General features: G+C 71.3%; 11 protein-coding genes. 7 read left to right on the forward strand and 4 right to left on the reverse strand.

The window, feature by feature from the left end:
* Positions 1 to 2: 2 nt before the first annotated feature.
* The 7 genes from ACZ7L9_RS00505 (at position 3) to ACZ7L9_RS00535 (ending at position 8,047) form a co-directional block, all read left to right on the forward strand.
* Entirely contained in the window at positions 3 to 476 is a 474-nt protein-coding gene (locus ACZ7L9_RS00505; protein ID WP_471411171.1) for a GNAT family N-acetyltransferase, read from the forward strand.
* Between the two features lie 155 nt (positions 477 to 631).
* The gene (locus ACZ7L9_RS00510) at positions 632 to 1,759 is read left to right on the forward strand and encodes a hypothetical protein (RefSeq protein ID WP_471411173.1); all 1,128 of its coding nucleotides are present in this window, start codon (positions 632 to 634) and stop codon (positions 1,757 to 1,759) included.
* Positions 1,756 to 3,012 (forward strand): sensor histidine kinase, encoded by a 1,257-nt coding sequence (locus ACZ7L9_RS00515; RefSeq protein WP_471411175.1) that lies wholly within the window; start codon positions 1,756 to 1,758, stop codon positions 3,010 to 3,012. The genes ACZ7L9_RS00510 and ACZ7L9_RS00515 overlap by 4 nt, the downstream gene beginning before the upstream one ends.
* Positions 3,009 to 3,683, forward strand: coding sequence for a response regulator transcription factor (locus ACZ7L9_RS00520; RefSeq protein WP_471411176.1), 675 nt, complete (start codon positions 3,009 to 3,011; stop codon positions 3,681 to 3,683). Before ACZ7L9_RS00515 ends, ACZ7L9_RS00520 begins: the two co-directional genes overlap by 4 nt.
* Before the next feature lie 64 nt (positions 3,684 to 3,747).
* Positions 3,748 to 5,199 (forward strand): peptidoglycan D,D-transpeptidase FtsI family protein, encoded by a 1,452-nt coding sequence (locus tag ACZ7L9_RS00525; RefSeq protein ID WP_471411178.1) that lies wholly within the window; start codon positions 3,748 to 3,750, stop codon positions 5,197 to 5,199.
* Positions 5,200 to 5,445: 246 nt separating this feature from the next.
* A complete protein-coding gene (locus tag ACZ7L9_RS00530; RefSeq protein WP_471412715.1) occupies positions 5,446 to 6,678 on the forward strand; it encodes an MFS transporter in 1,233 nt (410 codons plus the stop codon).
* 175 nt (positions 6,679 to 6,853) lie between these two features.
* Positions 6,854 to 8,047 carry a TerD family protein gene (locus ACZ7L9_RS00535; RefSeq protein ID WP_471411180.1) on the forward strand — a complete coding sequence of 398 codons (1,194 nt, stop codon included), beginning with the start codon at positions 6,854 to 6,856 and terminating at the stop codon, positions 8,045 to 8,047.
* Between the two features lie 123 nt (positions 8,048 to 8,170).
* Here ACZ7L9_RS00535 and ACZ7L9_RS00540 read toward each other — a convergent pair whose 3' ends face one another.
* The 4 genes from ACZ7L9_RS00540 to ACZ7L9_RS00555 all read right to left on the reverse strand — a co-directional run bounded on the left by ACZ7L9_RS00540 (position 8,171) and on the right by ACZ7L9_RS00555 (position 13,719).
* Positions 8,171 to 8,401 (reverse strand): hypothetical protein, encoded by a 231-nt coding sequence (locus ACZ7L9_RS00540; RefSeq protein WP_037711258.1) that lies wholly within the window; start codon positions 8,399 to 8,401, stop codon positions 8,171 to 8,173.
* 78 nt (positions 8,402 to 8,479) lie between these two features.
* A complete protein-coding gene (locus tag ACZ7L9_RS00545) occupies positions 8,480 to 10,060 on the reverse strand; it encodes a TROVE domain-containing protein (RefSeq protein ID WP_471411183.1) in 1,581 nt (526 codons plus the stop codon).
* A 493-nt stretch (positions 10,061 to 10,553) separates the two neighbouring features.
* Positions 10,554 to 12,020, reverse strand: coding sequence for an alkaline phosphatase PhoX (locus ACZ7L9_RS00550; protein ID WP_471411185.1), 1,467 nt, complete (start codon positions 12,018 to 12,020; stop codon positions 10,554 to 10,556).
* Positions 12,021 to 12,270: 250 nt separating this feature from the next.
* Positions 12,271 to 13,719, reverse strand: a complete 1,449-nt coding sequence (locus ACZ7L9_RS00555; protein WP_471411187.1) for a hypothetical protein — start codon at positions 13,717 to 13,719, stop codon at positions 12,271 to 12,273.
* Positions 13,720 to 13,729: the final 10 nt, after the last annotated feature.

Consider the following 13,729-nt stretch of genomic DNA (forward strand, 5'->3'; position numbering starts at 1 on the left):
CCGTGCAAGTTGCCCTGCGCGAGGTGCGCGACAGCGATCTGCCCCTGTTCTTCTCGTTCATGTCCGACCCGGAGTCGGTCAGGGCGGCCGCCTTCACCAGCGAGGACCCCACCGACCGGCACGCGTTCGACGCCCACTGGCGGCGCATCCTGGCCGACGGCTCCGTCGTGATGCGGACCGTGGTCGCGGACGGCGCGGTGGTCGGCAGCGCCGGAGTGTACGGGTCGCCGGACGACCGCCAGGTCACCTACTGGATCGACCGGACGCACTGGGGCCGCGGGCTCGCGACGACCGCACTGCGGGCGCTGCTCGACGTCGTACCGGAACGCCCGCTGCACGCACGGGCCGCGGCCGACAACACCGGCTCGCGCCGGGTGCTGGAGAAGTGCGGGTTCGCCGTCACCGGCAAGGACCACGGGTACTCGCACGCCCGCGGCGAGGAGACCGACGAGCTGCTGTTCACCCTGCCGGGGTGACCGGGCGTTGATCCCTCGCCGCGCCGGGACGACCGGGGGAGGGTCCACTCACGCCGTCGGGACGACCAGCAGGTGGTCCGCCTCCGCCGTGCGGCGGAGGCGGATCGTCGTACGGCACGACGTGCGGGCGCGGGCCGCGCGGCAGCGTGGGTGCCATGACGCAGACACCGCTCGCACCCGCCGCCGTCACGACGCGGCGGACCGCCCGCTCCGCACTCCGTACCGTCGCCATCGCGTCCTGCCTTCCGTACATGGCCCTCAAGACCGCCTGGATCTCCGGCAGCCACCTCGGTGTGCCGGACGGCAGTCCGCTGCTCGACCACCGCACCACGATGGCCGCCGCCAACGCCGCGACACTCCTGATGGACAGCGCGGTCCTGGTCATCGCCCTGCTGCTCACCCAGGCATGGGGACGGCGGGTTCCCGCCTGGGTGCTCGTCCTGCCGATGTGGGTGGCCACCGGGCTGCTGCTGCCGATCATGACCGGGTACCCGTCGCAGCTCCTCGTCGGCCTGGCCGGCGGCGATGTCCAGGGCTCCGGACATGCCTCGCGTCCCTTCCTCGACGCGTGGGTCTTCGGCGTCGTCTACACAGGCTTCATCGTCCAGGGCCTCACCCTCGGCACCCTCTTCGCGCTGTACGCCAGGGACCGCTGGGGCCATCTCTGGCAGGGCGCGTTGAGTGATCTGCCGAGGAGCCCCACCGGTCCCGCCCAGCGTCTCGCCGCGACCGCGGCCTCGCTGCTCGCCGTCGTACCGGGCACCATGCATCTGCTCTGGGCCACGGGATCGGCCACGGGATCGGCCACGGGACTCGACGCGAGCCGGATCGCAGAACGCGACGCCGGGTTCCGCGTCATGGAAGCGATCGCCGTGTTCTTCGTCGCCGCCGCTGTCGCCGGGGTGCTGCTGCTCGCCTTCAGTCGCCGTTCCACGTTGCCTCTCGCGGTGCCGCTCGCCCTGTCCTGGGGCGGTTCCGGAGCCACGGCCTGCTGGGGCGGCTGGCTGGCCATCGCCTCGTTGAGCGGGGTTCAGGACGCCGCCGAACAGCCCACTGCCGCGATGATGCTGACATACGCTGTGCAGATGCTGGTCGGGACGCTGGTGGTCACCCTCGGCGCGTACTTCTTCTCGGAACGCGCGGCGGAACGGGCCTCCCGTCCCTCGGACTCGCACCCGTCGGAGCCACGCACCTCGGTGTCGGCCGCGCCTGCGCCGGGCTCCCTTTCGTCGGGCTCGTTCGCGGCGGCACCGCCCGCCCGTCCGTCCGGCTCCGGCACGTGACGCCGCTGCTCGGGCGGCGGGCCCGGCTGCGCTGGCTGCATCTGATCATCGGCGGCGCCCTGCTGATGCCGTACTTCCTGGTCGGGCTGGTGATCGTCGGCTCGCACCGACCCGGCACGAACATCCTCTCCGACCCCACCGGTCAGTTGACCGCATTCGCGTACGCGCTGCCCATGGTCGCGGTCACCACGCTCTTCGCACCGGCCCGGCCGTTGTCGGTGGCCACGGCCCGTGCGCTGTGCGGCATCCCCCGTGACCGGCCGCTCGCCGACGGTCCCGCGAGGACGCGGCAGGCGCGCGTCCGGACCGCCGGCTGGTACACGCTGCATCTCGCGCTCGGCGGCATCATCAGCGGGATGACGCTGGCGCTGACACCGTACGCGGTGGGCGTCATGATGTTGCCGTTCTCCGAAGCGGTACGGAACTCCCGTGTTCTCGACCTGCCCGAAGGGCTCGACCGGCCATGGATCCTCGCCCTGTCCCCACTCGCCGGCGCCGCGATGCTCGCTGCGCCGGCCGGTTGCGCTGCACTGGCGGGGGCGCTCCTCGCCGACCGGGCGCCGGTGCTGCTGGGCCCGACCCCGGAGGACCGGCTGGCGGCGGCGGAACGCCGAGCGGCCGATCTGGCGGCACGCAACCGGCTCGCCCGGGAGCTGCACGACTCGGTCGGTCATGCGCTGAGCGCGGTCACCCTCCAGGCGGGCGCGGCCCGCAAAGTCCTGGGCAGCGACCCGGAGTTCGTGCGCGAGGCACTGGCCGCGATCGAGGAGACCACCCGACGGACGGTCGGCGAACTCGACTGGGTGCTCGGCCTGTTGCGCAACGACGAGGAGCACGGCGGGCCCGGGGCGGCGGGCCCGGCGCTCGACGCGCTGAACGGGCTGCTGGAGCGCTGCGGGGTGCCGGTCTCGTGCGTCGTGGAGGGTGACACCGGCACGGTCCCGGCCGCTGTGTCGAGGGAGGCGTACCGGATCGTGCAGGAGGGACTGACCAACGCGCTGCGGCACGGCGTGCGCGGGGCGCCGGTGGAGCTGCGGATCGGGGTGGACGGGGAGGAGCTGGGGATCACCATGGACAATCCGTTGCCGGACCTGCCACCGGTGGTACGGCCCGGGGGCGGCCGCGGACTGCGAGGCATCACCGAACGGGCCGTGCTGCTGGGCGGCCGCACGGAAGCCGGACCGCACGACGGCACCGGCCTGTGGCGGCTGACCGCCCGGCTCCCCCTGCACGCCCCCGAGGAGAACCGATGAGCACGACGGTCCGGGTGGTCCTGGCCGATGACGAGCGCATGGTGCGTACGGCGTTGCGCGTCATCCTGGACGCGGAGCCCGACCTGGAGGTCGTCGGCGAGGCGGCAACCGGCGCGGAGGCCGTGTCCGTGGTGCGTGAGCTGCGCCCCGATGTCGTGCTGATGGACGTGCGGATGCCGGAGATCGACGGCATCCGGGCCACCGAGCAGATCCTCGGCACGCTCGACGATCCGCCGCGGATCGTCGTCGTCACCACCTTCGAGAACGACTCCTACGTGTACGACGCGCTCGTCGCCGGTGCTGCGGGTTTTCTGCTGAAGCGCGCGGCGGCCGAGGACCTCGTACAGGCGGTGCGGCTGGTCGCGCGGAGCGACTCGCTGCTGTTCCCGTCGGCGCTGCGGACGCTCGCCGACGAGCACGCGAGCCGACGGGCATCCGCCCCGCCGTCGTGGGTGGCCCGGCTCACCGACCGGGAGGCGGAGGTGCTGCGGCTGGTGGCGGCGGGGCTGACCAACGCGGAGATCGCCGAGCGGCTGCTGGTGGGGGCCTCGACGGTGAAGACACATGTGGCCGCGGTGCTGGCGAAGACCGGGGTGCGGGACCGCACCCAGGCAGTGATCGCGGCGTACGAATCGGGGTTCATCGCCCCCGGCCGGCCCGCCCGATCATGAGAAATCGGTGAGAAACGGCACAACCGGGAACACCTCACGGCGCCCCGCTCGTCCCCCCAGCGGGATGAACAAAACGATCAGGCACACCTCGGTCTTCTGTCTGCTGCTGATCCTCGCCCTGCTGGTGCGGGCGACCTGGGTGCAGGCATACCAGGGACAGGCGCTCGCAGACGACGAACACAACCGGCGGAACACCATCGCGCAGTACGCGCAGCCGCTCGGCGACATCATCGTGGCCGGGAACCCGGTCACCGGATCGAAGAGGACGGTGGGCAGCGACCTCGCGTACAAGCGCACCTACAAGCAGGGCGATCTCTACGCGGCCGTCACCGGCTACAGCTCGCAGGCGTACGGCGCCACACAGCTCGAAGGGATCTACAGCCATGTGCTGGACGGCACCGACGACCGGCTGAAGAACCCGATGGACGTGGTGACGAACAAGCAGGCCTCCCCCGGCAACGTCCTGACGACGATCGACCCGGCTGTGCAGAAGGCGGCGTACGGGGCGCTCGGCAACGACAAGGGGGCGGCGGTCGCGATCGACCCGAAGACCGGGCAGATCCTGGGCATGGTCTCCACCCCGTCGTACGATCCGTCGACGATCAGCGGGACGGCGGACGAGGACGCCTGGAAGAAGCTGCTCGCCGACAAGAACAAGCCGATGGTCAACCGCGCGCTGCGGCAGCCGCTGGCGCCCGGTTCGACGTTCAAGCTGGTGGTGGCTTCCGCAGCGCTGGAGAACGGGCTCTACAGCTCGGTCGACCAGCGCACGGACAGCCCCGACCCGTACACCCTGCCCGGCACCAGCACCGTCCTGAGGAACGAGAGCGCCTCGGCCCCCTGCGAGAACGCCACGCTGCGGACCGCGCTCCAGTACTCCTGCAACAACGTCTTCGCGAAGGTCGCCGCCGACCTCGGCCAGGACAAGGTCAGGGCGATGGCGGAGAAGTTCGGCTTCAACACCGAGAAGCTCGATGTGCCGGTACGGGCCACCAAGAGCATCTACCCGTCCGGCATGGACAAGGCGCAGACGGCGCTGACGGGCATCGGTCAGTTCGAGGTCACCGCGACGCCGATGCAGATGGCCATGGTCTCGGCCGCCCTCGCCAACGGCGGCGAGCTGGCCGCACCGCACATGGTGTCCGAGGTGACGGACTCCAAGGGCAATACGTTGCAGGACTTCGCCGACGGGGACACGAAGCGGGTCGTCTCGCAGTCCACCGCCGAGCAGATGCGCAGCGCGATGGTCACCGTTGTCGAACAGGGCACCGGCACCAATGCCCGGATATCCGGGGCCGAGGTGGGCGGCAAGACGGGTACCGCGCAGAACGGCGTGGGCAACAGCAACACCCCGTACGCCTGGTTCACCTCGTATGCGAAGGACAAGTCCAGCGGCAAGGAGGTCGCGGTCGCCGTGATCGTCGAGGACTCGGGCTCGGCCCGCTCGGAGGTCAGCGGCAACGGTCTGGCGGCACCGATCGCCCAGAAGATGATGAAGGCGGCGCTCAAGGGGTGAGGCCGAGGGGCGGGGCGAGAGCGGCGCGCCGGTGCGCTCTCGCCCCGCCCCGTCGGCGGCTCCTCACGGTCCCGGCCCCCTGGGTGGGCGCAGTGGCGGGCATCCGGCATGTGCCGTACACCCGTGCTGGGCCGTCGGGCGCGGCCTGCTGCGAAGTAGGGCATCTGCCCGATGCCGCCGGGCGTCCTCAGTCACCAGCCTGAACACGTGACGAACGTGCGGGTCAGGAGGGTTGCGGTGGGTGTGATGGCGAGGTCGGCGACGGTGCGGGTGTTGCGGGACCGTACGGCGGGGCTGTTCCTGGCGGCGGTCGTCGTCTCCGGTTTCGGGACGTCCGCGATGTGGCTCGCGGCCGGGGTCTGGGTCAAGTCGCTCACCGGCTCGGACAGTCTGGCGGCACTCGCCGTCTTCGCGATGTGGCTGCCGGTGCTGGTCGGGCCCGCGCTCGGTGCGATCGCCGACCGGCTCCCCAGGAAGCCGCTCCTCGTTGCGTCGAACCTCGTCATGGCGGGGCTGGTGGCCTCACTGGTCGTGGTCGACTCGGCGGGGCGGGTCTGGATCCTCTTCGCCGTGCTCGTCCTGTACGGAACGAGTTCCGTGCTGATGGACGCGGCCGAGTCGGCGCTGGTCGCCGGGGCCGTCGACGCCCGGCTGCTGGGTGATTTCAACGGGCTGCGGATGACGGCGAACGAGGGCATGAAGCTGCTGGCGCCGCTGACCGGCGCGGCACTGTACGGCGGGTTCGGGGGCGGCGCGGTGGCGCTGCTGGACGCGGTGTCGTTCGCGCTGGCGGCCGGGGTCTACGCGCTCCTGCCGGTGCGGGAGCCGGTCGCGACCGCCACGGCCGGATGCCGGTGCGAACTCGCCGCGGGTGCACGCCAGTTGTGGCGATCTCCGGCGCTGCGTCCGCTCGTGCTGGCGGGATCGGTGACGATGCTGTGCGCGGGACTCAACGGGGCGGCGGTCTACGCCTTCGTCGACGACGGTCTCGGGCACTCCCCCACCTACGCGGGCGTGCTGTACGCGGTGCAGGGCGCCGGGTCCGTCGCCGTGGGGCTGCTGGCAGGGCCGTTGCTGCGGCGGCTGCCGGAGCGGGTGTTCACGGCGGCCGGGATCGCGCTGTTCGCGGTGGCGGTGGGGGCACGGGCGCTGCCGTACGACGCGGTGGCGCTGGTGGGGAGCGCGGCCATCGGGATCGGGCTGCCGTGTGTGCTGATCGCCGCGATGACGGCGGTACAGCGGGAGACCCCGGAGGCCCTGCTGGGCCGCACCGCCGCGACGGTGAACACGCTGATGATGGTGCCGAACGCGGTGGCGCTGGCGCTCGGCGCCGGGCTGATCGCGCTGGTGGACATCCGGGTACTGCTGCCGCTGGTCGGTGCGGCGGCGCTGCTGACCGCAGCGCTGCTGGTCACGGGCCGGCGGGGGTTGCTGACAGCCGCCCCCACCGGCCCGCTTCCCTCATCGACCGAGGCGTGACAGCGCTCCGGCGACGGCACCCAGGGCCGCCGGTGCACGGCAGCACCGCGCCCCGCCGCCTCCGCCGCCAGGTCCACCGGACAGCCGCGGACCGCGGGCTGCGCGATGCAGGACGCCATGCCACGGTCCGCGAAGGTAAGGGAACGGCAAAGCCGGGTCGTTCGTTACCCCGGGCATGACCGCTATGACCCCCGGCTCGAACATCCCTCTCTCCGCCGCCCGCGTGGTAGTGGACGTCTCCGCCCCGGTGCGGCTCGACGTTTCGGGCCTGCTGCTCACCTCCGACGGCAAAGTGCGCTCCGACGACGACTTCATCTTCTACAACCAGCCCACCGGCCCCGGCGTGACGTACCGCTCCGGCGGCGGCACCGCGCCGGACGCGATCGTGGTGGACACCACCGCGGTCCCGCCCGGCATCGAGAAGATCGTCGTCACGGCGAGCCCGGACGCGGCGGGCCAGACCTTCCAGGGCATCGAACCCACCGCGACTGTGCGCAACGCCGACGACAGCAGTGTGCTCGCCACGTTCACGCCGCCCGGGCTGGGCGCCGAGACGGCGCTCGTGGTCATCGAGGTCTATCTCCGCAACGGTGCCTGGAAGGCCCGGGCGGTCGGCCAGGGCTATGCGAACGGACTGGCCGGAATCGCCACGGACTTCGGCGTCTCGGTCGAGGAGGAGCCCGCCGTCGCGCCCGCGCCCGTCGTGCCCCCGATGCCCGCCGCCCCGCCCGTGGACCCGCGGATCGCCGCGTCCGCGGCCCCCGCCGCCCCGCCCGCGCCCGCCGCCTCCGGCAAGATCAACCTCGACAAGGGCCGGGTCAGCCTCCAGAAGAACCAGACGGTCTCCCTGGTCAAGGCCGGCCGGCCGCTGCTCTCCCAGGTCAAGATGGGCCTCGGCTGGGAGCCCGCGTTCCGCGGCAAGGACATCGACCTCGACGCCTCGGTGATCGCCTACGGCCCCAACCGGAACCACCTGGACAGCTGCTACTTCGGCAAGCTCTCCATCCTGAACGGCGCGATCAAGCACTCCGGCGACAATCTCACCGGCGAGGGCGCGGGGGACGACGAGGTGATCGTCGTCGACCTGGGCCGGATCCCGGCGGAGGCGACCGGCCTGGTCTTCACGGTCAACTCGTTCACCGGCCAGAAGTTCACCGAGGTCGCCAAGGCCTACTGCCGGCTGATCGACGCCACCACCGGCGAGGAGCTGGTCCGCTTCGACCTGACCGGCGCCGAGCCGCAGACCGGCGTGATGATGGCCAAGCTGATCAAGCAGTTCTCCGGCGAGTGGGAGATGACGGCCATGGGCGACTTCGTGAAGTCACGCACCGTCCGCGGCATGGTGAAGCCCGCCGCCCAGGCGCTGTAACGCCGCAAAGGGCTTCCGGCGACAACCTCCGATACGGCTTCAGGGGCACCTGCGAGTGCCAGGTGCCCCTGAAAACGGAGAGCGTGACGGAACGGCGGACGCTGCGCGTGCTCGCCGGCCCTCTCAGAGCTTGGTCAGCTTGGAGTACGGGCTCAGGATCCTCCCCTGTCGCCCCGAGAAGTCGATGAGTACTGCGTCGTTGTCGCCCTCGACAGCGAGGACGCGACCCAGTCCGAACTGGTCGTGCGACACCCGGTCGCCCACATCGAACAATTCGACCGGTGGGGCCGCCTGGGCCGGGCGGTTGAAGGGACTGGAAGGCAGGTGGCGCCGGGAACCGGCTGACTGTTTCATTACCTTGAGTATGCGCCCTGGGAACGCCCGACGCCATGCCCGTCCACTCCTGGGGGCCCACTGATGCCGGATTCGTAATCAGCGATTCCAGGGCCAGTCCGCGTCCCGGCCCGCTTCCAGCAACGGCACCATGCGGAACGCCGCGTCCGAAAGACCCCCGAACGTGTGGCGGTTCCCACCTCCTGACGGGGCGTGCCCGACCCGGTATCCGGCCAGGTTCCAGGTGTAGACGGGCACCCCGGACGGCACGGCCGCGGTCGCGTCCGCGGCGTACGAGAACGACGCCTGCTCGTCGGTGACGACCAGTACCCGGTCATGCTTCTTGTAATGGCGGCGCACCGCCTCGGCGGTGTTGGTGCCGCCGAGGTCACCGAAGCGCTCCAGGACCTTCAGCACGGACTCGCGCCGGCGGTACCTCACCGGTGCGCTGTTCGTACCGAACTGCACCAGATCGGCATCGGCGGCCCGCAGCGCCAGCGCCGTGCCGAAGATCGCGGCGGCGTCGGCCCGGTTGAGCTGCGAGCGGTCCGACAGCGGCGACCACATCGAGCCCGAGCGGTCGACCAGGATCAGCGTCCGCCCCGGCAGCGCGGGCACATTGCTCAGGGAGTGTCCGAGCGCCTTCTCCAGCGGGTGGGCCCAGCGCAGTGAGGGCGCGTGCTGGTAGGCCGCGAGGTAGCGGAACGGGAACTGCCGCGACGCGGCGACCACGTCCGGGTCGCAGATCTTCGCCGCGACCTGCGCGGCGACCTCGTCGGATACGCCCGCCTCGTCGAAGTTGCGCAGATTGCGGACGAGCGCCATCGCGCCCATCGACGGAATCACCGCTTCCCAGGCCGCGGCGTCCATCGGCCCCTGCAGCCAGCCCGCCAGGGCCTCCCAGGTCATGCCCGCGGCCGCGAGCCGCTCCGCCCCGTCCGCGCCCTCGACCACGGCCCGGCGCTCCCCGACCGGAAGTTCCATCAGCACGCGGTGAGCGGTGAGGGTGCGGTCGGAGACCGGCACCACGGCCGCCTCCGGGTGGTGACGGCGGTCGAGGGCGTACCGGAACAGCTCGCCCTGCCACGGTTTGTGAGGGTCGGGCGAGGCGTGCACCAGGTTCAGGATGTCGCCGAAGCGGTAGCCCTTGGACGCGGTGTCGTACTTCAGCAGCGACTTGCCGTTGTAGAGGCGGCGTACGGCATCGGCGATGCCGCGCTTGACGGGCTTGGGCACGGCACGTCCGTAGCGCGAGGTCCAGTATCCGAGGAGCTCGCCGGGCTCGTCGGCGCGCAGCAGGACGGAGTCGACGACCTGGCGGTTGGAAGGTCCGTCCTCGGCCCCCGCGTCGAGCCGCGCCTTCACGTACTCGGCGGCGCCGACGATCGAGGCGGTACGCATCCGGCCGTCGCGGCGCAGCCAGTGGAGCAGGCCGGCGGTCCACTCCGGGTCGCCGACGGCGAGTACCCGCACCATTTCCGCGAAGCGGTCGTCGCGCTGCTCGCCGTTCTCGTAAAAAGTCTGCTGCGATACGAAATTGGCGACGGCGAGCAGGAAGAGTTCCGAGCGGTTGTCCCGGAGATGTCCTCGGCCGCCCTGATGGGTGGGCGCGGTGCGCCCGGTCGACTTCACGGGCGAGGTGACGCGGGACTTGGTGGTGTGGATGTTGAAGCGTGCCATGTGGATTCCCCCGAATTCATTGGGAGAAGGCACAGCGGAAAAGGGGGTGCCCGAGGTCAGGAGTCGGTGACGGGCTTTCCTGATGCTCTACCGCTTTGAGCTACCGGCCGTGGCCGGGCGGGACTTGAACCCGCAACCGTCAGACCCCATGAAGTATCCGTCACCTGCGCACCGGGCACCCCCCGATGTCTGTGCCTCCCGAGATCAGAGTCGGCGGCGGCGTTTTTCGTTTCAAGAAGTAGCCGCAGCCTGCGCACCGGGAGGTGCATGCAGTCATTGCTGATGAAGTTGTGATGTCCGGAGATCAGGGTCGGCGGAACCGACGAAGGCGCTCTGCCGCTGAGCCACGCCTGTACGAATACGGGCGGCGGGACTCGAACCCGCGACATCCTCCTGGGAAGTAGGTCCTGCCTGCGCACCTGGACACGGACAGGACTCTAGAGGGGAAACTCCACGGAGCGCGAGGGAATTACTCCCGCCGCGTCACCGGCCGTCAGGCGCGGTTCGGCTGACGCTTCCACGGACCGGTGATGGCGAGCATGATGCCCGGCGTCTGGATGTTGGCGTACAGCGTCTTGCCGTCGGGCGAGAACGTGACACCGGTGAACTCGCTGTACTCCGGCTCCTGTTCGCTGCCGATGTTCAGCTCGTTGCGCGCGATCGGGTAGGTGCGGCCGCTGTCGGTCGCCCCGAACAGGTGCTGGATGCCGTTGCCGTCCTCGGCGATCACCAGACCACCGTACGGCGAGACGGTGATGTTGTCCGGGCCGTCGAAGGCGCCGTCCTTCGACGGGTCGGCGTTCACTCCGAGGAGCACCTTCAGCGTCAGCGTGCGGCGCTTCGGGTCGTAGAACCAGACCTGGCCGTCGTGCTGGACGGGACTCTCGTCGCGGGCGAACGAGGAGACGAGGTACGCGCCGCCGTCGCCCCACCACATGCCTTCGAGCTTGCGGGCGCGGGTGATCTCGCCGGCCGCGAACTGCTTGCGCACGGAGACGGTCTTCGCGTCACGGTCGGGTACGTCGACCCAGTCCACGCCGTACACCGTGCCGGTCTTCGTGGCGCGGGACAGGTCGTCGACGAACTTGCCGTTGCTGTCGAAGCACTTGGTGGCCTGGAGGACACCGGCGTCGTCGGCGAGCGTGCGCAGCTTGCCGCGGCCGTGCCGGAAGCCGTGCGGCGGAACCCAGCGGTAGAGGAGCCCGTTGGGGCCCGCGGCGTCCTCGGTCAGGTAGGCGTGGCCGAGCTTGGGGTCGATGACGACGGCCTCGTGGGCGTACCGGCCGAACGCCTTGATGGGGCGCGGGTCGCGGTTGGCGCGCTTGTCGTACGGGTCGACCTCGAAGACATAACCGTGGTCCTTGAGCAGGCCGTTCTTGCCGGCCTTGTCCTCGGTCTCCTCGCAGGTGAGCCACGTGCCCCACGGGGTGGCGCCACCGGCGCAGTTGGTGGACGTACCGGCGATGCCGACCCACTCGGCGGTACGGCCGTCGCGGCGGGTCTCCACAACGGTGCAGCCGCCGGCCGCGATCGGGTCGTAGACGAGGCCCTCGGTGAGCGGTACCGGGTGCTCCCAGCCTGCGCGGGTGCCGCTCAGCTCATGGTTGTTGACGAGCAGGGTGACGCCGCGGGGGCCCTCGAAGGTGGCCGTGCCGTCGTGGTTGGAGGGGGTGTACTCGCCGGTCTCCAGCTTGGTGACACCGCAGTGGGTGATGACCTCGTACTCGAAGCCGGCAGGCAGCGCGAGGAGGCCCTCGGGGTCGGCGATCAGCGGTCCGTAGCCCGGTTCGCCGTGGTTTCCGTGGCCGTTCCCGTGCTCCTGGTCGCTGTTGCCGTGCTTCGCGTCCTCGGCGGCCAGGGCGCCGGGTGCGGTGGCGAGCGCGGCGACGGTACCGGTCAGGGCGATGCCGGCACCGGTGAGAGCGGACTGTTTGGTGAATTCCCTGCGAGTGAAGGGCATCACGTACTCCTGGAGCAACTGAGCGGGTTGTTGGCGCGCCCACGGTCGCGCCCCTGCCCGAACACCAGTTGAACTGTGGGCGACGTCGAGTGGCCTCCTTCCTGTGCAGTTGGCCGAAACGGCACCGCCGGATGCGGTGCCGGATGCGGATACAGACGGCCGGATGCGGACGGGCAACAGCGGCCGGCCGCGTACAGCTGCCCGTAGACGGCTGTCCGTAGCCGGCCGATGCCACGCCCGGTCGTGTGTCTCAGGCCCGCGACCGCGCCTTGAACGCCGCCTTGCGGGCCTCCTTGGCCTTCTTCTTGTCGCTGTGCAGCCGCCCCATCGCCTCGAGGACGTCCGCCGTCGCCGGGTGCTCCACCCGCCACGCCTCGCCGAAGAAGCCGCTGTGCTGACCCGCCAGGCCCTCCACCAGGCCCTGGAGCTCGTCGAGGTCGCCCTCGGCCTCCAACTGGGCCGCGATCGTGTCGATGGCGAGCCAGAAGATCATCGACTCGGGCGGCGCGGGCACGTCCGCCGCGCCCAGCTCCGCGAGCCAGACCCGGGCGAGGCCGCCCAGTTCGGCGTCGTCCAGCACCGCGCGTACCGCGGGCTCCGCCTCCGCGCCGACCAGGGCGAGCGCCTGCTGGCAGTTGAGCCGCCGCAGCGGCGCCTGCCGGTCCGTTCCGCGGGCCGCCGCCAGGAGTTCGGCCGCGGCGCCGTCCGCGCCGCGCCGGGTGAGCCACAGCTCGATCTCGCCGCGCGCCGCCTCCTCGGGGTAGTACGCGATGCCGCCGAGGAGTGCGTCGGCCCCCTTGTCCGCGAGGTCGCCGATCGCCGGGGCGTCCACCCCGGCCTCCAGCATCCGGGCCCGGATGCCGTACAGGCCGAGGGGGGTCAGCTTCACCATGCCGTACCGGGTGACGTCCTCGTCGTCGGCCGCGACGGCGGCTTCCTCGCCCTCCTCGGCCAGCAACGCCTCGTCCACCGGGCGGTATTCGACGATCCCCATGGGTTCGAGGACCCGGAACTGGTCGTCGAGGCGCATCATCGCCTCGGACACCTGTTCAAGGATGTCGTCGGTGGGCTCGCCCATGTCGTCCGGCACCAGCATCGACGCCGCGAGCGCGGGCAGCGGTACGGGCGCCACGTCCGCGCCGCCGTCGCCGACGGTGAGCAGGTACAGATTGCCGAGGATCCCGTCGAGGAATTCCGCCTCGGCCTCCGGATCCCAGTCCAGGGAATCGAAGTCCACCGTGCCGTCCTCGCCGACGAGGTCGGCGAAGTCCTCGAAGAAGGGCGCGGTGGCATCGGCGTGGACGGCATCCAGCCCGTCGAGCCAGATCGACAGGACGTCCTGCGGCGAACCTCCGGTGATCAGCGCCAGGTTCTCACCGGCGGCGGCGGTCCCCTCCGCGTCCTCCCCGTCGGTCTCCTCCGGGTCCTCGACGTCGACCAGTCCCGTGTCGACCGCGAGCCGCCACGCCTCGCTGGCCTCCGCCGCGCCGTCCTCGTCCGCCGTGCGGCCGAGGTGCTCGGCCGCCGCGGGCAGCTGCGCTTCGACGAGCTCGCCACCGGCGCCGACCCGGGTCTCCGGGCCGGCCCAGCGGGCGAGCCGGACGGCGCGGGCGAGCAGCGGCGCGGCGAGCGCGTCCCGTGCCAGCTCGGCCTCGGTGCGCAGCCTTACGGGCGGCAGGGTGGGGCGCTCTGCGGACATCAGGTGGTTC

This window comes from Streptomyces sp. NPDC111516, from assembly GCF_055635345.1.

What these genes read in the sequence shown, in the direction of transcription:
- ACZ7L9_RS00550 (WP_471411185.1), bottom strand. Translation starts at nt 12,020, where the DNA reads ATGCCCTTCACTCGCAGGGAATTCACCAAACAGTCCGCTCTCACCGGT.
- ACZ7L9_RS00520 (WP_471411176.1), top strand. Translation starts at nt 3,009, where the DNA reads ATGAGCACGACGGTCCGGGTGGTCCTGGCCGATGACGAGCGCATGGTG.
- ACZ7L9_RS00540 (WP_037711258.1), bottom strand. Translation starts at nt 8,401, where the DNA reads ATGAAACAGTCAGCCGGTTCCCGGCGCCACCTGCCTTCCAGTCCCTTC.
- ACZ7L9_RS00555 (WP_471411187.1), bottom strand. Translation starts at nt 13,719, where the DNA reads ATGTCCGCAGAGCGCCCCACCCTGCCGCCCGTAAGGCTGCGCACCGAG.
- ACZ7L9_RS00525 (WP_471411178.1), top strand. Translation starts at nt 3,748, where the DNA reads ATGAACAAAACGATCAGGCACACCTCGGTCTTCTGTCTGCTGCTGATC.
- ACZ7L9_RS00535 (WP_471411180.1), top strand. Translation starts at nt 6,854, where the DNA reads ATGACCGCTATGACCCCCGGCTCGAACATCCCTCTCTCCGCCGCCCGC.
- ACZ7L9_RS00530 (WP_471412715.1), top strand. Translation starts at nt 5,446, where the DNA reads ATGGCGAGGTCGGCGACGGTGCGGGTGTTGCGGGACCGTACGGCGGGG.
- ACZ7L9_RS00545 (WP_471411183.1), bottom strand. Translation starts at nt 10,060, where the DNA reads ATGGCACGCTTCAACATCCACACCACCAAGTCCCGCGTCACCTCGCCC.
- ACZ7L9_RS00510 (WP_471411173.1), top strand. Translation starts at nt 632, where the DNA reads ATGACGCAGACACCGCTCGCACCCGCCGCCGTCACGACGCGGCGGACC.